The sequence below is a fragment of the Serratia sp. D1N4 genome (genome assembly GCF_054552755.1).
This window is the reverse complement of record NZ_CM137274.1, coordinates 2616418-2633611: the sequence shown is the minus strand read 5'-3', so window position 1 is coordinate 2633611 and position 17194 is coordinate 2616418. Positions and strand designations below refer to the sequence as shown.

General features: G+C 50.4%; 14 protein-coding genes. 10 read left to right on the top strand and 4 right to left on the bottom strand.

Annotated elements, in window-relative coordinates:
* Nucleotides 1-159 precede the first annotated feature (159 nt).
* Nucleotides 160-1386 carry a LysR family transcriptional regulator gene (locus tag ACX1CU_RS11475; protein WP_459402672.1) on the bottom strand — a complete coding sequence of 409 codons (1227 nt, stop codon included), beginning with the start codon at nt 1384-1386 and terminating at the stop codon, nt 160-162.
* Nucleotides 1387-1520: 134 nt separating this feature from the next.
* On the opposite strand from ACX1CU_RS11475, the gene ACX1CU_RS11470 reads away from it, so the two are divergent.
* The 4 genes from ACX1CU_RS11470 (at nt 1521) to ACX1CU_RS11455 (ending at nt 5439) form a co-directional block, all read left to right on the top strand.
* On the top strand, nt 1521-2258 hold the full coding sequence (locus ACX1CU_RS11470) for a PIG-L deacetylase family protein (RefSeq protein ID WP_459402671.1): 738 nt from the start codon (nt 1521-1523) through the stop codon (nt 2256-2258).
* Complete coding sequence (locus tag ACX1CU_RS11465; RefSeq protein WP_459402670.1) at nt 2255-2968, top strand: 4-carboxy-4-hydroxy-2-oxoadipate aldolase/oxaloacetate decarboxylase; 714 nt, start codon at nt 2255-2257, stop codon at nt 2966-2968. The genes ACX1CU_RS11470 and ACX1CU_RS11465 overlap by 4 nt, the downstream gene beginning before the upstream one ends.
* Before the next feature lie 167 nt (nt 2969-3135).
* Nucleotides 3136-4563, top strand: a complete 1428-nt coding sequence (locus tag ACX1CU_RS11460; protein ID WP_459402669.1) for an anion permease — start codon at nt 3136-3138, stop codon at nt 4561-4563.
* Between the two features lie 99 nt (nt 4564-4662).
* A complete protein-coding gene (locus ACX1CU_RS11455) occupies nt 4663-5439 on the top strand; it encodes a substrate-binding domain-containing protein (protein WP_459402668.1) in 777 nt (258 codons plus the stop codon).
* A 58-nt stretch (nt 5440-5497) separates the two neighbouring features.
* On the opposite strand, the gene pntB is transcribed toward ACX1CU_RS11455, so the two are convergent.
* Together pntB and pntA are read right to left on the bottom strand one after the other, a co-directional pair.
* Complete coding sequence (gene pntB, locus ACX1CU_RS11450; protein WP_459402667.1) at nt 5498-6886, bottom strand: Re/Si-specific NAD(P)(+) transhydrogenase subunit beta; 1389 nt, start codon at nt 6884-6886, stop codon at nt 5498-5500.
* 11 nt (nt 6887-6897) lie between these two features.
* Nucleotides 6898-8424, bottom strand: a complete 1527-nt coding sequence (pntA, locus tag ACX1CU_RS11445) for a Re/Si-specific NAD(P)(+) transhydrogenase subunit alpha (RefSeq protein ID WP_459402666.1) — start codon at nt 8422-8424, stop codon at nt 6898-6900.
* Between the two features lie 526 nt (nt 8425-8950).
* Here pntA and ydgH point away from each other — a divergent pair.
* Both ydgH and ACX1CU_RS11435 read left to right on the top strand, forming a co-directional pair.
* Nucleotides 8951-9901, top strand: a complete 951-nt coding sequence (ydgH, locus tag ACX1CU_RS11440; RefSeq protein WP_459402665.1) for a DUF1471 family protein YdgH — start codon at nt 8951-8953, stop codon at nt 9899-9901.
* A 243-nt stretch (nt 9902-10144) separates the two neighbouring features.
* Complete coding sequence (locus ACX1CU_RS11435; protein ID WP_459402664.1) at nt 10145-11536, top strand: amino acid permease; 1392 nt, start codon at nt 10145-10147, stop codon at nt 11534-11536.
* Nucleotides 11537-11557: 21 nt separating this feature from the next.
* Here ACX1CU_RS11435 and ACX1CU_RS11430 read toward each other — a convergent pair whose 3' ends face one another.
* The gene (locus tag ACX1CU_RS11430; protein ID WP_459402663.1) at nt 11558-11959 is read right to left on the bottom strand and encodes a hypothetical protein; all 402 of its coding nucleotides are present in this window, start codon (nt 11957-11959) and stop codon (nt 11558-11560) included.
* Between the two features lie 134 nt (nt 11960-12093).
* On the opposite strand from ACX1CU_RS11430, the gene folM reads away from it, so the two are divergent.
* The 4 genes from folM (at nt 12094) to nagZ (ending at nt 17041) form a co-directional block, all read left to right on the top strand.
* Nucleotides 12094-12816 (top strand): dihydromonapterin reductase, encoded by a 723-nt coding sequence (folM, locus tag ACX1CU_RS11425; protein WP_459402662.1) that lies wholly within the window; start codon nt 12094-12096, stop codon nt 12814-12816.
* A 68-nt stretch (nt 12817-12884) separates the two neighbouring features.
* A complete protein-coding gene (gene rstA, locus ACX1CU_RS11420) occupies nt 12885-13610 on the top strand; it encodes a two-component system response regulator RstA (RefSeq protein ID WP_459402661.1) in 726 nt (241 codons plus the stop codon).
* A complete protein-coding gene (gene rstB / locus ACX1CU_RS11415; protein WP_459402660.1) occupies nt 13607-14890 on the top strand; it encodes a two-component system sensor histidine kinase RstB in 1284 nt (427 codons plus the stop codon). Before rstA ends, rstB begins: the two co-directional genes overlap by 4 nt.
* Nucleotides 14891-15193: 303 nt before the next feature.
* Complete coding sequence (gene nagZ, locus ACX1CU_RS11410) at nt 15194-17041, top strand: beta-N-acetylhexosaminidase (protein WP_459402659.1); 1848 nt, start codon at nt 15194-15196, stop codon at nt 17039-17041.
* Nucleotides 17042-17194: the final 153 nt, after the last annotated feature.

Genomic DNA, 17194 nt, shown 5'->3' with positions numbered 1-17194 from the left:
AAATGGATGAAATCGGGATATAAGATACCTCATTGCGCCCCTTTAGGGTGATCTGATGTGTTGAATTGCATAAACGTTGTACTGATTTTATTAAATTAAGCACAAAAATCACGTTCAACAGTAAGAATTTATCATTATGAACTCATTTATCAACGTGGTTTATTTATGATAAATAACTTCGCGAATACAGTTGATCAAAGCATCAGTAGCAGGCGAATTCAAGGCCCCTTGGCGGGTCATCAGGCCGATCTCGCGTCGGGTACCAGCAAGGTTGATATGCAGCGGTATAAGAATACCTTCTGAAACTTCATAATCTAGTTGATGCGAGGAAACTGCTGCCACCATATCAGAACCCAGTAGTAACGCACGTACCACTGCGGGATCACCACTTTCGACTACTGGTTTGGGCGATGTCAGCCCCATGTTGTCGAATGCGACTTCCAGCAGATGGCGCGATGGCGCATGATTACGCGGTAAAACCCATTTAATATCAGTGAGCTTTTCGTTCTCTATCGCACGACCAGATAAAGGGTGATTAGGCCGTGCCAATAAAATAAGCTCTTCTTCAAATAACACTTCGCTATGGATATCTAACAGCGTTTCCTCAGTGCGCAATGCACCGATAATGAAATCTATATCACCTGCACGCAATTCGGCCACCAGAGCAGTAAACCCACTCTCGTTAGTGACTATTTTTATGCCAGGATGGCGGGAAATCAGCCTAATCATAGCTTGCGGCAGCAGTCGTGCACGACTGAGTGGCAAGGCACCCACGCGTACCGTGCCGGTCAGCGCCCCGCTATGTGCAGTGATCTCTTCAGGAATATGATGGATCGCATTCAATGCCCGGCTGATACAGGGCGCGATTTCATGGCCAGCAGGCGTAGGAACCATGCCTTTTGGCGTTCGATGGAACAAATGCATACCAGCCCCTTTCTCCAATACCTTCAATGCTGCGCTTACCGCCGACTGGGTGATATCCAGAACCTGAGCGACATGCAGCGTGTGATGCTGGCGATAAAGAGAGAGGAAGATCTGTAACCGGCGTTCGTTGAATAGCCATATGGGCTCAATCTCTTCACCCACTTGGTCGTCGCGTTGCTGCAACCGACGCAGAAGTACTGGGATCTGTGTCAATTCCTCCATGGCAGAACGGGCACGTAGGAGAATGACTTGACCCAAATCGGTTAACAGCATGCCTTTGGCGTGACGTTCAAATAACGAGATGGCTAAAGTGTGTTCAAGATCACGAATAGAACGCGTTATGGCTGACTGAGTGCGAAATAAATTGAGCGCCGCCAAGGAAGCTGATCCCTGTTCGGCTGTCATGCAAAATGCCCTTATTTGCATGATTTTTATTGAGTTATGCTCATTCTTTTTTCGCATATTTTGTCACATTTTTTTATTTTACTTTTTAAGCTTAAATAAAATTTGTTGCTTGGACAATAAAACTCACTATTTGCCATTAATTATGCCATGCCAGAATCCCAGACAGTTAAAGCAAAAAAAAGGAAAATGATATGGTAATTATTCCACAAAAAACGGCCTTGGTGGTCAGCGCCCATTCGGCTGATTTTGTCTGGCGTGCAGGTGGAGCTATCGCTTTGCATGTCGAACAAGGGTATCGGGTTCATATTGTCTGCCTCTCTTACGGCGAACGTGGTGAATCCGCCAAATTATGGCGTAAAGGCAACATGACGGAAGAAATAGTAAAAGCCAGTCGCCACACGGAAGCAGAAGCGGCGGCGAATGTGCTTGGTGCCAGCATTGAGTTTTTCGATATGGGTGACTACCCGCTACGAGCGGATAAAGAACATCTGTTCCGTCTGGCAGACGTATTCCGCCGCGTGCAACCCCATTTTGTCCTCACCCATTCAGTGGCAGATCCCTACAACTACGATCACCCTTTAGCGGCCAGCTTGACGCAAGAAGCTCGCATTATCGCTCAGGCGGAAGGATATCGACCGGGTGAAACCATCATTGGTGCCCCACCGGTATACTGCTTCGAACCGCATCAACCGGAACAATGTGGCTGGAAACCCGACGTATTGCTGGATATCACGTCTGTATGGGAGAAAAAATACGCGGCCATTCAGTGCATGGCCGGTCAGGAGCATTTGTGGGAATACTACACCCGTGTAGCGTTACAGCGTGGGGTACAAGCGAAGCGTAATATCGGTATTGCCAGTAGCCAGACCATCACCCATGGGGAAGGCTATCAAAGCCTCTTTCCTCGCGTAACGGAGGATCTGTCATGAACCTGATCAATATGAACGGCGTTGTGGTCACTCACATTAAACGCGCGGAGCACGCCTTGCTACGACGCTTTGCTGAATATGGAGTTGCGACAGTGCATGAAGCGCAACTGCGTCAGGGATTATTGGATGTGCGGATTAAACCTATTCAGCAAGGGCGTTGTATTGCGGGCAATGCGGTGACGGTATTGGTTACGCCAGGAGATAACTGGATGTTTCATGTGGCCGTAGAGCAATGCCAACCTGGCGATGTGCTGCTAGTGACGCCGACGTCCAGATGCCACGATGGTTTTTTCGGCGATCTGTTGGCTACCTCATTACAAGCACGCGGTGTGGTGGCATTGGTTGGCGATATCGGCATCCGCGATAGCCAGACCCTGCGTGAAATGAATTTCCCGGTGTGGTCGAGTGCGGTTTGGGCACAAGGCACGGTGAAAGCCACGCTTGGCTCGGTCAATGTGCCGGTGATCTGCGCGGACCAATTAGTTAATCCCGGCGATATTGTTGTGGCAGACGATGACGGTGTAGTGATTGTGCCCGGTGAACAGGCCATTGCGATTGCTGATGCCGCGCAGGCACGGGTAGCTCTCGAAACAGGCAAACGTCAGCGCTTGGCTAACGGTGAGCTCGGGCTGGATATTTATCAAATGCGTGAGCCGTTGGCGAAAAAGGGGCTACGTTACGTTAATAGCCTTAACGATTTAAAGTCATAATCATAAATATGTTTTGCATCAGTAACTGGCTGGCTTATCTATCCGAGATCTCTAACTCTGGGGAGAACTGCACAGCGTATTAAGGCAGCGCCAAAAAAAGATATTTACGTTTATCGAATGCCAGTAAGTTTCAGTATTATAACACCTCGGAAAGGGGAAACTACAGCATGAAAAATAAGATATGGAAGTTGTGTATTTTAGTCATGATACCGCTTGTCATCTGGTTTATTCCACCACCTGAAGGATTGACAGAGTCATCATGGCGCCTGTCTGGGTTTTATCTGGCAGCTATTTGTGGCCTTATTTTAAAACCATTTTCTGAAGCAGTTGTTTTGTTAGGCGTCGTAGGTTTTGCAGGGTTCTTCCTTAATAACACCAGTCAAATCCTGGTAGGGTATGCAACATCAACGGTTTGGCTAGTGTTTGCGGCATTCGGCATTAGTATCTCTTTTGTTAAAACTGGGTTAGGACGACGCATTGCATTTCACATGATCCGTATCTGTGGCGGTACCACGCTGAGGCTTGGGTATGTGACCGCATTTTTAGAGTTTGTTATTTCTCCTGTAACACCGTCGAATACGGCACGAAGCGGAGGAATTATATTTCCTATCATCCTTTCGGTAGTAAAAGCTCTGGGATCAGAACCCGGAGATACGGCAAAGAAAGCGGGCTCTTATTTGATGTCCAATATTTACTTTGTCATGAAGGTCAGCAGTTTTATGTTTATTACTGCGATGGCCCCCAATTTATTGGCTGCTGATTTTGCTGCAAAAATACTGGATATTCATCTTGATTGGGGCATTTGGGCTCTGGCTATGATAGTTCCAGGTTTGCTATTACTGCTTATTGTTCCCGCTGTGGGTTATTATCTTGACAAACCAGAATTAACCAAAGTGGATAACAAAAAAATTGCGGATGAAGGTTTGGCCGAATTGGGGTCAATAACGCGCAATGAAAAGCTGTTAGTGGGTATCTTTATTTCAGCACTTCTTGGTTGGGTATTGCCTTCCCTTTTTGGGCAATTTTTTGGTATCACGCTCAAAATTGATGCGACCGCGGTTGCCATCATGGCGATGGCACTGTGTATATTGCTCGGAGTTATCAAGTGGGATGACGTTCTGCAAAACAAGGGTGCTTGGAATACGTTGCTTTGGTTTGGCGGAATCATCGGCCTGGCTAGCGCGCTGAGTAAAGAGAAAGTGTTTGAGTGGCTGGCAGATTTGATACAAAAGAATGTCGACTTTGGGCATAACCCATTCATTGCGTTAACCATTATCGGCTTCCTAAGTATTATAATTCGTTATTTCTTTGCTTCTGCCAGTTCATACGCCATTGCCATGCTTCCAGTGTTCTTTACCGTAGGTAAAGTTGCGGGTGCCGACCCCATGGCTCTGGCACTAGTCTTGGCGGCAACGAACTCTTACGGTGGTGCGTTGACGCATTATGGCGGCGGCTCAGCTCCGATCATCTTTGGTGCCGGTTATAGCAATGTAAAACAGTGGTGGGTGTCAGGGGCGGTTATTGCGACAGTGTGCTTTATTATTACTATGTCCATTGGGTATGTTTGGTGGGAATTACTGGGTCTTGTTAAGTAATTTATTTAGCTCATTTAAACGCGTTCAGCCACTGGAAATAGAGTCATTCTGTTTTTGGTGGCATGCCTTTTTGGGCAATTTAGGTTCTGGGACATATTAATGAAATCTTATAACGTAATGGTATCTGGCCTCTGTATGAGTGTGGCCAGGCTGATAACTGCGGCATCCACCGAAATTTTGTCCAAAAAATCAGTGGATCTTCGGGTTATTTCTTCGATGGCAACTCGTCAGTTGTTGACCGAACTTATAGTTCAGTTTGAACAACAATCAGCCTATAAGGTCAAGCTTGAGTCAATGGGTGGCGTGGATGCAGCCAAACGCGTAGAGGCGGGTGAAGCTTTTGACGTAGTGATCTTGGCTGCCAATGCAATCGATAAGCTGATTGATTCAGGCACGCTTTTATCCCATAGCCGCGTTGACTTGGTTAAGTCAGGAGTGGCTATTGCGGTAAGAAAAGGCGCACCAATTATTGATATCAACAACGAAGCTGCGGTAAAAAAAGCCGTTTTGGCCGCCAACACCATCGGTTACTCAACAGGCCCGAGCGGTGTGTATCTGACTGAGCTTTTTGAACGTTGGGACATTGCCGAACAAATCCAAGATCGCATTGTAAAGGCTCCTCCTGGGATCCCTATCGGTTCTCTGATCGCTAAAGGTGAAGTGGAACTTGGATTCCAGCAACTCAGCGAACTGCTTCATCTAAAAGGGATTGTCGTACTTGGGCCTATGCCTGCAGATATCCAGATGATGACGCGTTTTTCAGCCGGTGTTCCTTTTGAGAGCAATCAGCAAGAAGCGGCTAAGGTATTGTTGAACTTCCTTACATCACCTGCAGTGAAAGAGGCTAAAATCAAGAACGGCATGGAGCCGATCTAAACCCCCATAACGAAAAAAGCACGGATTTTCGCCCGTGCTTTTACCTTACGGCTCTCGATTACAGCGCGCGCAGGATCGCTTCCACGCTGGCTTTGGCATCGCCAAACAGCATCTGGGTGTTCTCTTTAAAGAACAGCGGGTTCTGCACACCGGCGTAACCGGTATTCATCGAGCGTTTGAACGCAATCACGTTTTGCGCTTTCCACACTTCCAGCACTGGCATACCGGCGATTGGGCTGCGTGGATCTTCCAACGCTGCCGGGTTCACCGTATCGTTAGCGCCGATCACCAGCACGGTGTCGGTATCTGGGAAATCATCGTTGATTTCGTCCATCTCCAGCACCACGTCGTACGGCACTTTAGCTTCCGCCAGCAGTACGTTCATGTGGCCCGGTAAACGGCCCGCAACCGGGTGAATACCGAAACGTACTTTGATACCGCGAGCGCGCAATTTCTCGGTGATCTCTGCCACCGGATACTGCGCCTGAGCTACCGCCATACCATAACCTGGGGTGATGATTACTGACGTTGAGTTCTTCAACTGTTCAGCAACCTCTTCCGCCGTGGTTTCACGGTATTCGCCCATCTCTTCTGCGTTGCCGGTAGAGGAACCATCGGTGCCGAAACCGCCAGCGATCACGCTGATAAACGAACGGTTCATCGCCTTACACATGATGTAAGACAGGATCGCACCGGAAGAACCGACCAGCGCACCGGTCACGATCAGCAGATCGTTGCTCAGCATGAAACCTGCCGCTGCCGCTGCCCACCCGGAATAGGAGTTGAGCATCGACACCACCACCGGCATATCGGCACCGCCGATCGAGGCCACCAAGTGCCAGCCGAAGCCAAGCGCGATAACCGTCATGATCAACAGGGCAAACACTTCCCAACCTACGCTGTTGGTACGCACGAACAGCACCATCAGCAGGAAGGAAACCACGATCGCCGCCAGATTCAGCTTGTGACGATGAGGCAGCGTCAACGGCTTGGAAGAGATAATGCCGCGCAGCTTGCCGAATGCCACGATAGAACCGGTAAAGGTGACCGCACCGATGAAGATGCCGAGGAACACTTCGGTAAGATGGATATTCTCCATCACCGGCTCCATTGGCGCACCGTGGTCCAGATAGCTGTTGAAGCCCACCAGAACCGCCGCCAGACCCACGAAGCTGTGCAGCACTGCCACCAGTTCTGGCATTTCGGTCATTTCGACCTTCTTCGCCAGATAGATACCGATCGAACCACCGATGATCATCGCGATAATGATCCAACCCACGTTGCCGGAGTGCGGCCCGAGGATGGTGGCAATCAGCGCGATCGCCATCCCGGCGACGCCAAACAGGTTGCCCTGCTTCGACGTTTCATGGCGTGAAAGACCGGCCAGGCTGAAGATAAACAAAATAGCGGCAACAATGTATGCAGCTGTAACTAATCCACCAGACATTTGCTACCCCTTTAGTTTTTGCGGAACATTTTCAGCATGCGCTGAGTCACGGTGAAACCACCGAAAATGTTGATGCTGGCAATCAGCACGGCAATAAAGGAGAGGAAACTCACCCAACCGCCATGGCCAATCTGTAATAACGCACCGACCACAATAATCCCTGAGATCGCGTTAGTGACCGACATCAACGGGGTATGCAACGCATGGCTGACGTTCCAGACCACGTAGTAACCCACCACGCAGGCCAGTGCAAACACGGTAAAGTGTGACAGGAACTCTTGCGGTGCCGAGTTGGCGAACCAGCCAAACAGCACGATCGCCAGCGCGATCAGACCGTATTTCACCCAAGGTGAAGTCGGTTTCTTCTCTATTTTTTCCAGCGGAGCCGCCTGAGCCTGTTTCGGCTGAGCGGAAACCTGAATTGGCGGTGCAGGCCAGGTCACTTCACCGTCACGTACCACGGTCACGCCACGGATTACAGTGTCTTCGAAATCGATATCGATCTCGCCGTTCTTCTCTTTCGCCAACAGCTTCAACAGGTTAACCAGGTTGGTACCGTAAAGCTGTGAAGATTGCGTCGGCAAACGGCTTGGCAGATCGGTGTAACCGATGATCTTCACGCCGTTGTCGGTCATGGTCACTTGGTCGGCAACGGTCAGTTCGCAGTTACCACCGGTTTGCGCTGCCAGATCGACAATTACACTGCCCGGCTTCATCGAAGCGACCATCTCTTTGGTGATCAGCTTCGGAGCGGGTTTACCCGGGATCAGCGCGGTGGTGACGATAATGTCGACTTCCTCCGCCTGGGCGGCAAACAGTGCCATCTCGGCCTTGATAAAGGCTTCTGACATCACTTTGGCATAGCCATCGCCGCTGCCCGCTTCTTCCTCAAAGTCCAGCTCGAGGAATTCCGCGCCCATACTCTGCACTTGCTCTTTCACTTCCGGGCGAGTATCGAAGGCACGCACAATGGCACCCATACTGCCTGCGGCGCCAATGGCAGCCAAACCCGCCACGCCAGCACCGATAATCATCACTTTGGCCGGTGGAACCTTGCCGGCTGCGGTGATCTGGCCGGTGAAGAAACGCCCGAACTCGTGTGCAGCTTCAACGATAGCGCGATAGCCTGCGATGTTGGCCATCGAACTCAACGCATCCAGAGACTGCGCACGGGAAATACGCGGCACGGAATCCATGGCCATGGCGGTGACATTACGCGCCGCAAGTTTTGCCATCAATTCCGGGTTTTGCGCAGGCCAGATAAAGCTGACCAACGTGCTCCCTTCACGCATTAACGCGATTTCGTCCTCTTGTGGCGCGTTAACTTTCAGAATCAGATCCGACTGCCACACGTCCGTGGTATCGGTAATTGTCGCTCCTGCTGTTTCATAAGCGACATCCTCAAAGCTTGCCAACTTGCCCGCCCCGCTTTCGATCGCGACGGTAAAGCCCAGTTTCAGCAATTGTTCTACCGTTTTCGGCGTTGCTGCAACACGGGCTTCATTGGCCAACCGTTCTCTTGGTACACCAATACGCATAATGTTCCCTTCTCACCTGTCTTTGATGATGTTTATTATCTTTCTACCCATAGCAATAGCACCAGCCAGACAAGGCTTTTTCTGTCCTTGTCTGCATGCAGATTAAGGTGCCATCTATAACCTACTGAAAATAGGGTCGATGATCCATAATTGCTTACGTTTACCGGTCAGTTTTTACATAAAAATTCACTTAAGGATATGACGAATCGCAATTTTGCGTGAAAAAGAGGCTGCAATAGCTCTTTTCATCACAGGTTTGTACTAATACTGCTCCCAGCCACTTCCAGTCGGCGGCGGCTGTAAGAGCATAAAAGTTATAAAATTGTGAATAATTAACATTAATGAGATGAAACGCTTTATTATTGAAACTTATATCGAATTGACGGCGTAACCGCTAAAGGAGTCTGACACGGATTTGTCTCATATCATCAGATAAAATGCTGAGACATTTGCCGAGATGACATGTCATAATCTGCGGCTGAATGACACTTTATAAACGTTAATGCGCTAGGCGAAAGGATTTTTTATGAAGCTGAAGACCACGATCATCGCATCAGCCTTGTTATCACTCACCGCGCTATCTGTGCATGCCGCGCAAGAGCTAACACCGGAAAAAGCAGCGGCGATTAAGCCGTTTGATCGCATCACTATTACCGGCCGTTTTAATGCTATCTATGAAGCTGCCGATGCCGTATCACGCCGTGCAGATAAACTGGGCGCCGACTCTTTCTACATTCAAGACCTTAACAGCAGCAACAACGGCGGCAACTGGCGAGTCACTGCAGACCTTTACCACAAAGATGCGCCAGAAGTGAGCAAAGAGAAAAAATACCGCGCTTTTGATGGTGTAAACGAACTGCCAAAAGACGAAGCTTTCCTGCTGGAACCTTACGATACCGTTAGCGTCAGCGGTTTCTACCGCAGCCAGCCAGACATTAACGACGCGATCGCTAAAGAAGCCAAGAAAAAAGGCGCGGCCTCATTCTTTATTGTGCGCCAGGTTGATACCAACCAGGGCGGCAACCAGTTTATTACCGCCTATGTTTATAAAGCCGATGCTCCGAAACGTGTAGTGCAGAGCCCGGATGTCATTCCTGCCGATTCTGATGCTGGCCGAGCTGCGCTGGCAGCCGGTGGCGCAGAGGCAGCTAAAGTCGAAATTCCTGGCGTCGCCTCTTCTGCCTCACCAAGCCGTGATATTGGCCGTTTCTTCGAAACCCAATCCTCTACCGGCCAGCGTTACACCGTCACACTGGCGAATGGCACCAAGATTCAGGAACTGAACAATGCTGCCGCCGCGCAGATGGTGCCGTTTGATTCTGTCACCTTCAACGGCCACTTCAGCAGCATGACCGAGGTTTCCAGCGAAGTGGCGAAACGTGCCGCAGAGAAAGGCGCCAAGTATTACCACGTTACGCGCCAGTGGCAGAACAATAGCGGCGGCAACCTGACCGTCAGCGCCGACTTGTTCAAATAATTGTCACATTATGGTTTACCATCGGGCAGCGATTGAGCTGCCCTTTTTTATGATGCTTAGTATCCGCATAGGATGAATAAGTTTTTATCAAACCCGCATATCCAATCATTGCATCTGCCAGTATCCCCCCGTAAAATCCGCGTCAATTTTTAGGCTTATTGCCTGTTCATGCAGTGATTCTCATTACGTTATTGCAACCCAGCCGCGCCTATACAGTTGTTTATTCTGCTTCAGGATCTGTCATTGGAAAAGAAACTAGGTCTTACCGCGTTAACCGCTTTAGTACTCAGCTCTATGCTGGGGGCCGGGGTATTCAGCCTGCCGCAGAATATGGCCGCGGTGGCCAGCCCCGCCGCATTGCTGCTTGGCTGGGCAATCACCGGTGTCGGCATACTGTTCCTGGCGTTTGCCATGCTGTTGCTGACCCGCTTGCGCCCCGATCTTGACGGCGGGATTTTCACCTATGCCAAAGAAGGCTTTGGCGAACTGGTCGGTTTTTGTTCCGCCTGGGGATACTGGCTCTGTGCGGTAATCGCCAACGTTTCTTATCTGGTGATCGTGTTTGCGGCACTGAGTATTTTTACCGATCGCAGCGGGTCGGTGATTCTGGGGGATGGTAATACCTGGCAGGCGTTGATTGCCGAATCCGTGCTGCTGTGGATCGTGCATGCATTGGTGCTGCGCGGCGTGCAAACGGCCGCCAGCATCAATCTGGCCGCGACGCTGGCTAAGCTGATTCCTCTCGGTTTATTTGCCGTGCTCGCCGCCATCGCGTTCAGAATGGAGGTATTCACGCTGGATTTCCACGGCATTGCACTCGGTACGCCGGTTTGGCAGCAGGTTAAAGACACCATGCTGATCACGCTGTGGGTGTTTATCGGTGTTGAAGGTGCGGTTGTCGTTTCAGCTCGGGCACGCAATAAGAAGGACGTTGGCCGGGCCACTATGCTGGCGGTGCTTTCCGCGTTGGCGGTTTATCTGCTGGTCACCTTACTCTCATTGGGCGTGGTACCGCGCAGCGAACTGGCTGAAATGCGCAACCCCTCCATGGCGGTATTGATGGTGGATCTCATCGGCCCGTGGGGAAATGTGATCATCGCCACCGGTCTGATCGTTTCGGTTTGCGGTGCCTATTTGAGTTGGACCATTATGGCGGCAGAAGTACCGCTGCTGGCTGCCCAGCATGGAGCCTTCCCCAAACTGTTCCGCAGGCAAAACAGGAATCATGCCCCTTCCGCTTCTTTATGGCTGACCAACGGCGCGGTGCAAGTCGCCTTGGTGATCATTTGGCTAACCGGCAGCAACTATGACTCGCTGCTGACTATTGCCTCGGAAATGATTCTGGTGCCCTATTTCCTGGTGGGTGCCTTTCTGTTCAAGGTGGCACGTCAGCGCCAGGATAAACGGCTGATCGTTGCCGCCACCGGCGCCTGCTTGTATGGGATTTGGTTACTGTATGCCGCGGGCCTGATGCATCTGCTAATGTCAGTGCTGCTGTATGCGCCGGGGTTGCTGGTATTTATCTACGCGCGCCGTGGGCATGAGAATGTGAAATTGCTGAACAAGCTGGAGAAAGGCAGTATTTTTCTGCTGTTGGCGGCCACGGTGCCAGCTGGCTGGTTTATGTTGCAGTAAGTAAAACGAAACCGGGTGGTTTCACCCGGTCAGTTGTTGTGCCGTGACGGTAATACGTTCATCGATTTGGGTCACCACCACGCGATTGGCGCACTTTTTTTCGATTACTGCCAACTGCTCAGCCTTCAGTGCATAAGGCAGCTGAATATCAAACACCGCAAGTTGCTGCTGCTGGGCCAGGTCGATCAGGCGGATAATGTTGATTTCATCGCTAAGCTGGGTGGAGACCACCTGTAAGGCCAGCGCTTTCAATTGTTCGTTGCGCGTTTGCGAACCGGCCGCGCCTGACTTCAATACCATGCCAAAAATCGGCATCACACCATAAATGGCATCAATAAAACGCCACTGCTTCTTGCAGGATGTGGACAGAAAATCCATATAGTCAAAACAGACTCTCTCACTGCGTGCGTGATGATTCCTCATCCCCCTATTCCTCTTTACTTATAGCCAGTTGGGTAATGCAGCTGAAATGGATAATCGAAGGGAAGCTTTAACTGCCTAACGTATAATGGCATGATTCCCTCATTGTTTGCCAGCTTGCCCAGGAGCTTTACTTGATGGTACCTCACAACTCAGCCCCGGTGCTGATTACCGGCGGAGCACGCCGGATTGGACTGGCACTGGCCAAGTCATTTTTGCAGCGTAACATTCCGGTGATCATTGCCTATCGCAGCGATTATCCGGCATTGGCCGAGTTGAAACAGCTAGGGGCAATTTGCCTGCAAAGTGATTTTTCGGCACATGCGGGCATTTACCGATTTGCGGAGCAGGTTACTGAGATCGCACCAAAGCTGCGTGCGGTGATCCACAACGCCAGCGCCTGGCTGGCAGAGTCAGCCTCGATGCCGCCGGAGCAGGTCATGGCCTCAATGTTGCAAATCCATGTTTATACGCCGTACCTGTTAAATCAACTGCTGGAACCCTGCCTGCGCGGTCAAGGGCAAGCCGGTGCCGATATTATCCATCTGACCGATTACGTAGTGGAAAAAGGCAGTGACAAACACATTGCCTACGCCGCCAGTAAAGCCGCACTGGATAACATGACGCGTTCTTTTGCGCGCAAGCTGGCGCCCGAAGTGAAAGTGAATGCCATCGCTCCGGCGCTGATTATGTTTAATCCTGACGATGACGAAGCCTATCGCCGCCAGGCACTGGAAAAATCACTGATGAAAATCGCTCCTGGCGAAGATGAGGTGGTCAATCTGGTGGATTATCTGATGAGTAGCCGTTACGTTACCGGGCGGACTCATGGTGTCGACGGCGGACGGCCGCTGCGCTGAATGTGGCATAGCGCAATGCCGAATGGCGCGCTATGCTGAATGCCGTTTTTCTTATAAAAGCACGCAAAATGCCTAAAATTGTTTTTGTAGAAGACGACCCGGAAGTGGGCAAACTGATTGCCGCCTATCTGGGCAAGCACGATATTGACGTTATTATCGAACCGCGTGGCGACACAGCACAGGCCTGCATTGAGCGGGAACAGCCGGACCTGGTGCTTTTAGATATCATGCTACCCGGCAAAGATGGCATGACGCTGTGCCGCGATCTGCGCCCGGTTTATCCTGGCCCGATTGTTTTGCTCACCTCTCTCGACAGCGATATGAACCATATTCTGTCGTTGGAAATGGGTGCCCATGACTACATTCTGAAGACCACGCCGCCAGCGGTGCTGCTGGCTCGCCTGCGTTTACACCTGCGCCAGCACGGCAGCCAGCCGAAAGAAGAACAAACGCAGACGATCACCCAGCACAATGCGCTGCATTTCGGCTTGCTGTGTATCGATCCGGTCAACCGACAGGTCACGCTGGGCGAAGAGATGATCACCCTATCCACTTCAGATTTCGATCTGCTGTGGGAGTTGGCAACTCACGCCGGGCAGATCATGGATCGCGAAGCTCTGTTGCAAAACCTGCGCGGCGTCAGTTATGACGGTATGGATCGCAGCATCGACGTGGCGATCTCACGCCTGCGCCGCAAACTGTATGACAATGCGCTGGAACCGTTCCGCATCAAAACCGTGCGTAACAAAGGTTACCTGTTCGCACCCAACGCCTGGGCATCGGTGCAGCAATGAGAAAGCTTTTTGTTCAGTTCTTTTTACTGCTGTTTGTCTGCTTTCTGGTGATGACCATGCTGGTCGGCCTGGTTTACAAATTCACCGCCGAGCGCGCTGGCCGCCAGTCAATGGACGATCTGATGAAAAGTTCGCTGTATCTGATGCGCAGCGAACTGCGGGATACCCCGCTCAAAGACTGGAACAAAACCATCGCTACGCTGGATTTAAACCTGTCCTTCCAACTGCATATCGAGCCCCTTGGCAAGCAGAACCTGAGCGAAGAACTGACCAAACGGCTGCGCCTGGGGGAGATCATCGCCCTGGACGATCGCTATACCTTTATGCAGCGTATTCCACGCAGCCACTATGTGTTAGTGGTGGGCCCGATCCCTTACCTGTTCTATCTGCATCAAATGCGGATACTGGATCTGGCCTTGCTGATCTTTATCGGGATGTCGTTAGCTCTGCCGGTGTTCCTGTGGATGCGCCCGCACTGGCGGGATTTGCTGAAGCTGGAAAACGCCGCTCAACGCTTGGGGGCTGGGCATCTCGATGAACGTACCTACTTTGAACCCACCTCCAGCCTCAGTCGGCTCGGCGTGGCGTTCAACCAGATGGCGGATAACATCAGCACGCTGATTGCCAGCAAGAAACAGCTGATTGATGGGATCGCCCATGAACTGCGCACCCCGCTGGTTCGCCTGCGTTATCGCTTGGCGATGAGCGAAAATCTTTCCGAAAGCGAACAGCAGGCGCTAAACCGTGATATCGGTCAGTTGGAATCACTGATCGACGAACTGCTGACCTATGCACGCCTTGATCGCCCGCAGGTGGCGCTGAATATCGAACCGATCGATTTACCTGGCTGGCTGAAAGATAAAGTGGCAGACATGCAGTTGGTTCATCCCGAACGGCAGATTGAGCTGAATATCCCGCACGTCGGTGATTTTGGCGGTGTCGATTTGCGGCTGATGGAGCGAGTGCTGGATAACCTGGTCAACAATGCGCTGCGTTACTCGGAGCAGAACCTGCGCGTCGGCCTGTGGTTTGATGGCGATGGTGCCTGCCTGCAAGTGGAAGATGACGGCCCAGGCATTCCACCGGACGAACGTGAGCGCGTCTTCGAACCTTTTGTACGCCTTGATCCGAGCCGCGATCGCGCAACCGGGGGCTGCGGGCTGGGGCTGGCGATTGTTCATTCCATTGCGGTGGCCTATCAGGGGCATGTCTATGTTGAAGCCAGTTCTCTGGGCGGTGCCAGTTTCCGTTTCTGCTGGCCGGTCAAACAGACTTTTTAACCTTGATCGTCATCCTTCAAGTAAAAACTATCAGAGCGCCTAGAGGAAGTGATAGCGAAATATAGCTATCACTATGGTGGCTAATATCAACTGCTTATTTTATTTACCATAGCGACACATTGCGCGCCTTGAATCTACAAAAGCGCGGTACACATACTCATTTTCCAAGTGAGAAGTGTGATACAAGCCATGAATACTAAATTCTAATCTATTATTATTTTAAGAATTTATTATTCTCTGTGATGGATTTTTTATTCATCATGAGGGAATGCAATGAAAATACCAGGAGTAACAACTGTTGCTGTGCTTATTTCCAGTCTGACAATGGTGGGGTGCGATAACACTCAGCTTTCCAACAGCCAGGAAGAGCCGCAAACCAGTGCTGAACAGATAGTCACTCAGATGAGCCCACGAGAAAAGATTGGCCAGGTGCTCATGTTGGATGTGCGTAACTGGGGCAAAAATGCTGCTGGGGAACCGGAAGGTGTCACCGTACTCCCTACCGAGCTGGCTAAAGCCATCAATGACTACCGGCTGGGTTCGGTGATCCTGTTTCGGGAAAACTTTATTAATACGCCACAAAGTTATCAGCTGATTCAGGATTTACAGAAGGCCAGTTATCAGTTGCCTTTACTGATCAGTACCGATCAGGAAGGCGGATATGTCACGCGTCTGCGCGAAGGCACAGAAATGCCGGGTAATATGGCGCTGGCAGCAACACGCGATGCCAATATGGCACAACATGTGGGTGAAGTTCACGGCTCGGAACTCAACGCACTGGGAGTGAATATTAACTTTGCTCCGGTGGTGGATATCAATACTAACCAGAATAACCCGGTTATCGGCGTGCGTTCGTTCAGCAGCGATATTGCGCTGGTTAATGAGATGTCGGGTGCCTATATCAAGGGATTGCAGCAGAACTCTGTTCTGGCCACCGCAAAGCACTTCCCTGGCCACGGTAACGTGGAAACCGACTCGCACTTTGGGCTGCCACTGGTTCCTTATACTGAAAGCGAATGGCGGCAAAACGATTTGTTACCATTCAAATATGTTATCGAACAGGGCATTGATGCCGTAATAACGGCACATATCATCGTTCCTGCCCTCGACGATACCAAAGTAGTTTCTAAAAAAGATGGTACTGAAATTGGTTTGCCAGCCACATTATCCAAAAAAATCATCACCGGTATTCTTCGTGATGAGCTCAAATTCCAAGGTCTGATATTTACTGACGCAATGGATATGGGTGCTATCACCGAGAACTTTGGTGCTAATGAAGCCGTGGAAATGGCGTTGATGGCAGGCAGTGATGTCATCGTGATGCCAGTCCATATCTGGGATCAACAGGGGATTGAACAACTCGAAGAGCTTTACCACTATCTGGAGACTCAGCACTATAAAAACCCAGAGTTTGCGTCACGCCTACAAGAAGCGGCGACCCGGGTTGTGCAAACTAAATTGGCAAAAAAGATCGCGGCCACCAACAATGCCCATACTTTGGAGTTCGCTCAATCAGTGGTTGCTTCACCAGCGCATAAACGCGATGAACAGAAAGTGGCAGAACGCGCCGTTACGCTTATCAAGAATGACAACCTGTTGCCCTATTCCCTTAATGCACAGAATAACGTGCTGATCATCTCTGATGAAAATACGCGCAATGATATTATCCGAAGTGAATTGCAAAACATTGCCAGCCAGCTTGAAAACCAGGAAATCACCGTTTCCAGCCTGGCCTATAAGCTGGAACAGCAAACTGTGCCAGCCACTCTGGAAGAGAGTATTCAAGCCAGCGATCTGGTTATTCTGGTCACTTACAACCTAAAAACCAAAGGGCGTGCTGCACAACAGACCATTGATAAAGCAAGAGAGCTGGGGATACCCCTGGTTGTTATCTCATCACGCAATCCCTACGACATTGCTTATTTGGATAATGTGACAGCCAACCTGGCTATTTATGGTATCACCGGGTTTGATGTCACCAATAACAATCGTAACTCTCTTGAAGCCAATATTCGGGCAGGCATCAGAACATTGTTTAAAAATGATGCTGACACCCTCCTCTTTAATGTTCCTAGCGGTAAATTGCCTGTTGATATCAAATCTCCTGAAGGCGAAATCATTTACCCCTTCGGGCATGGCTTGACTTACTGATCCCGGTAAAAATTGCCCTCAGTTACAAAAAGTAAAAATCCGCCTTCCTAGAAGGCGGTATTACTTTTGCACTTAATAAGGGTATTAATCTCGAACAATTTTTTGTGCTGTGGTAACCAAACACCCAGTATTAGTGCGTTATGGCTAACCAGG

What these genes read in the sequence shown, in the direction of transcription:
- ACX1CU_RS11470 (WP_459402671.1), top strand. Translation starts at nt 1,521, where the DNA reads ATGGTAATTATTCCACAAAAAACGGCCTTGGTGGTCAGCGCCCATTCG.
- ydgH (WP_459402665.1), top strand. Translation starts at nt 8,951, where the DNA reads ATGAAGCTGAAGACCACGATCATCGCATCAGCCTTGTTATCACTCACC.
- ACX1CU_RS11430 (WP_459402663.1), bottom strand. Translation starts at nt 11,959, where the DNA reads ATGAGGAATCATCACGCACGCAGTGAGAGAGTCTGTTTTGACTATATG.
- ACX1CU_RS11460 (WP_459402669.1), top strand. Translation starts at nt 3,136, where the DNA reads ATGAAAAATAAGATATGGAAGTTGTGTATTTTAGTCATGATACCGCTT.
- ACX1CU_RS11465 (WP_459402670.1), top strand. Translation starts at nt 2,255, where the DNA reads ATGAACCTGATCAATATGAACGGCGTTGTGGTCACTCACATTAAACGC.
- rstA (WP_459402661.1), top strand. Translation starts at nt 12,885, where the DNA reads ATGCCTAAAATTGTTTTTGTAGAAGACGACCCGGAAGTGGGCAAACTG.
- pntA (WP_459402666.1), bottom strand. Translation starts at nt 8,424, where the DNA reads ATGCGTATTGGTGTACCAAGAGAACGGTTGGCCAATGAAGCCCGTGTT.
- folM (WP_459402662.1), top strand. Translation starts at nt 12,094, where the DNA reads ATGGTACCTCACAACTCAGCCCCGGTGCTGATTACCGGCGGAGCACGC.
- rstB (WP_459402660.1), top strand. Translation starts at nt 13,607, where the DNA reads ATGAGAAAGCTTTTTGTTCAGTTCTTTTTACTGCTGTTTGTCTGCTTT.
- ACX1CU_RS11475 (WP_459402672.1), bottom strand. Translation starts at nt 1,386, where the DNA reads ATGCGAAAAAAGAATGAGCATAACTCAATAAAAATCATGCAAATAAGG.
- pntB (WP_459402667.1), bottom strand. Translation starts at nt 6,886, where the DNA reads ATGTCTGGTGGATTAGTTACAGCTGCATACATTGTTGCCGCTATTTTG.
- ACX1CU_RS11455 (WP_459402668.1), top strand. Translation starts at nt 4,663, where the DNA reads ATGAAATCTTATAACGTAATGGTATCTGGCCTCTGTATGAGTGTGGCC.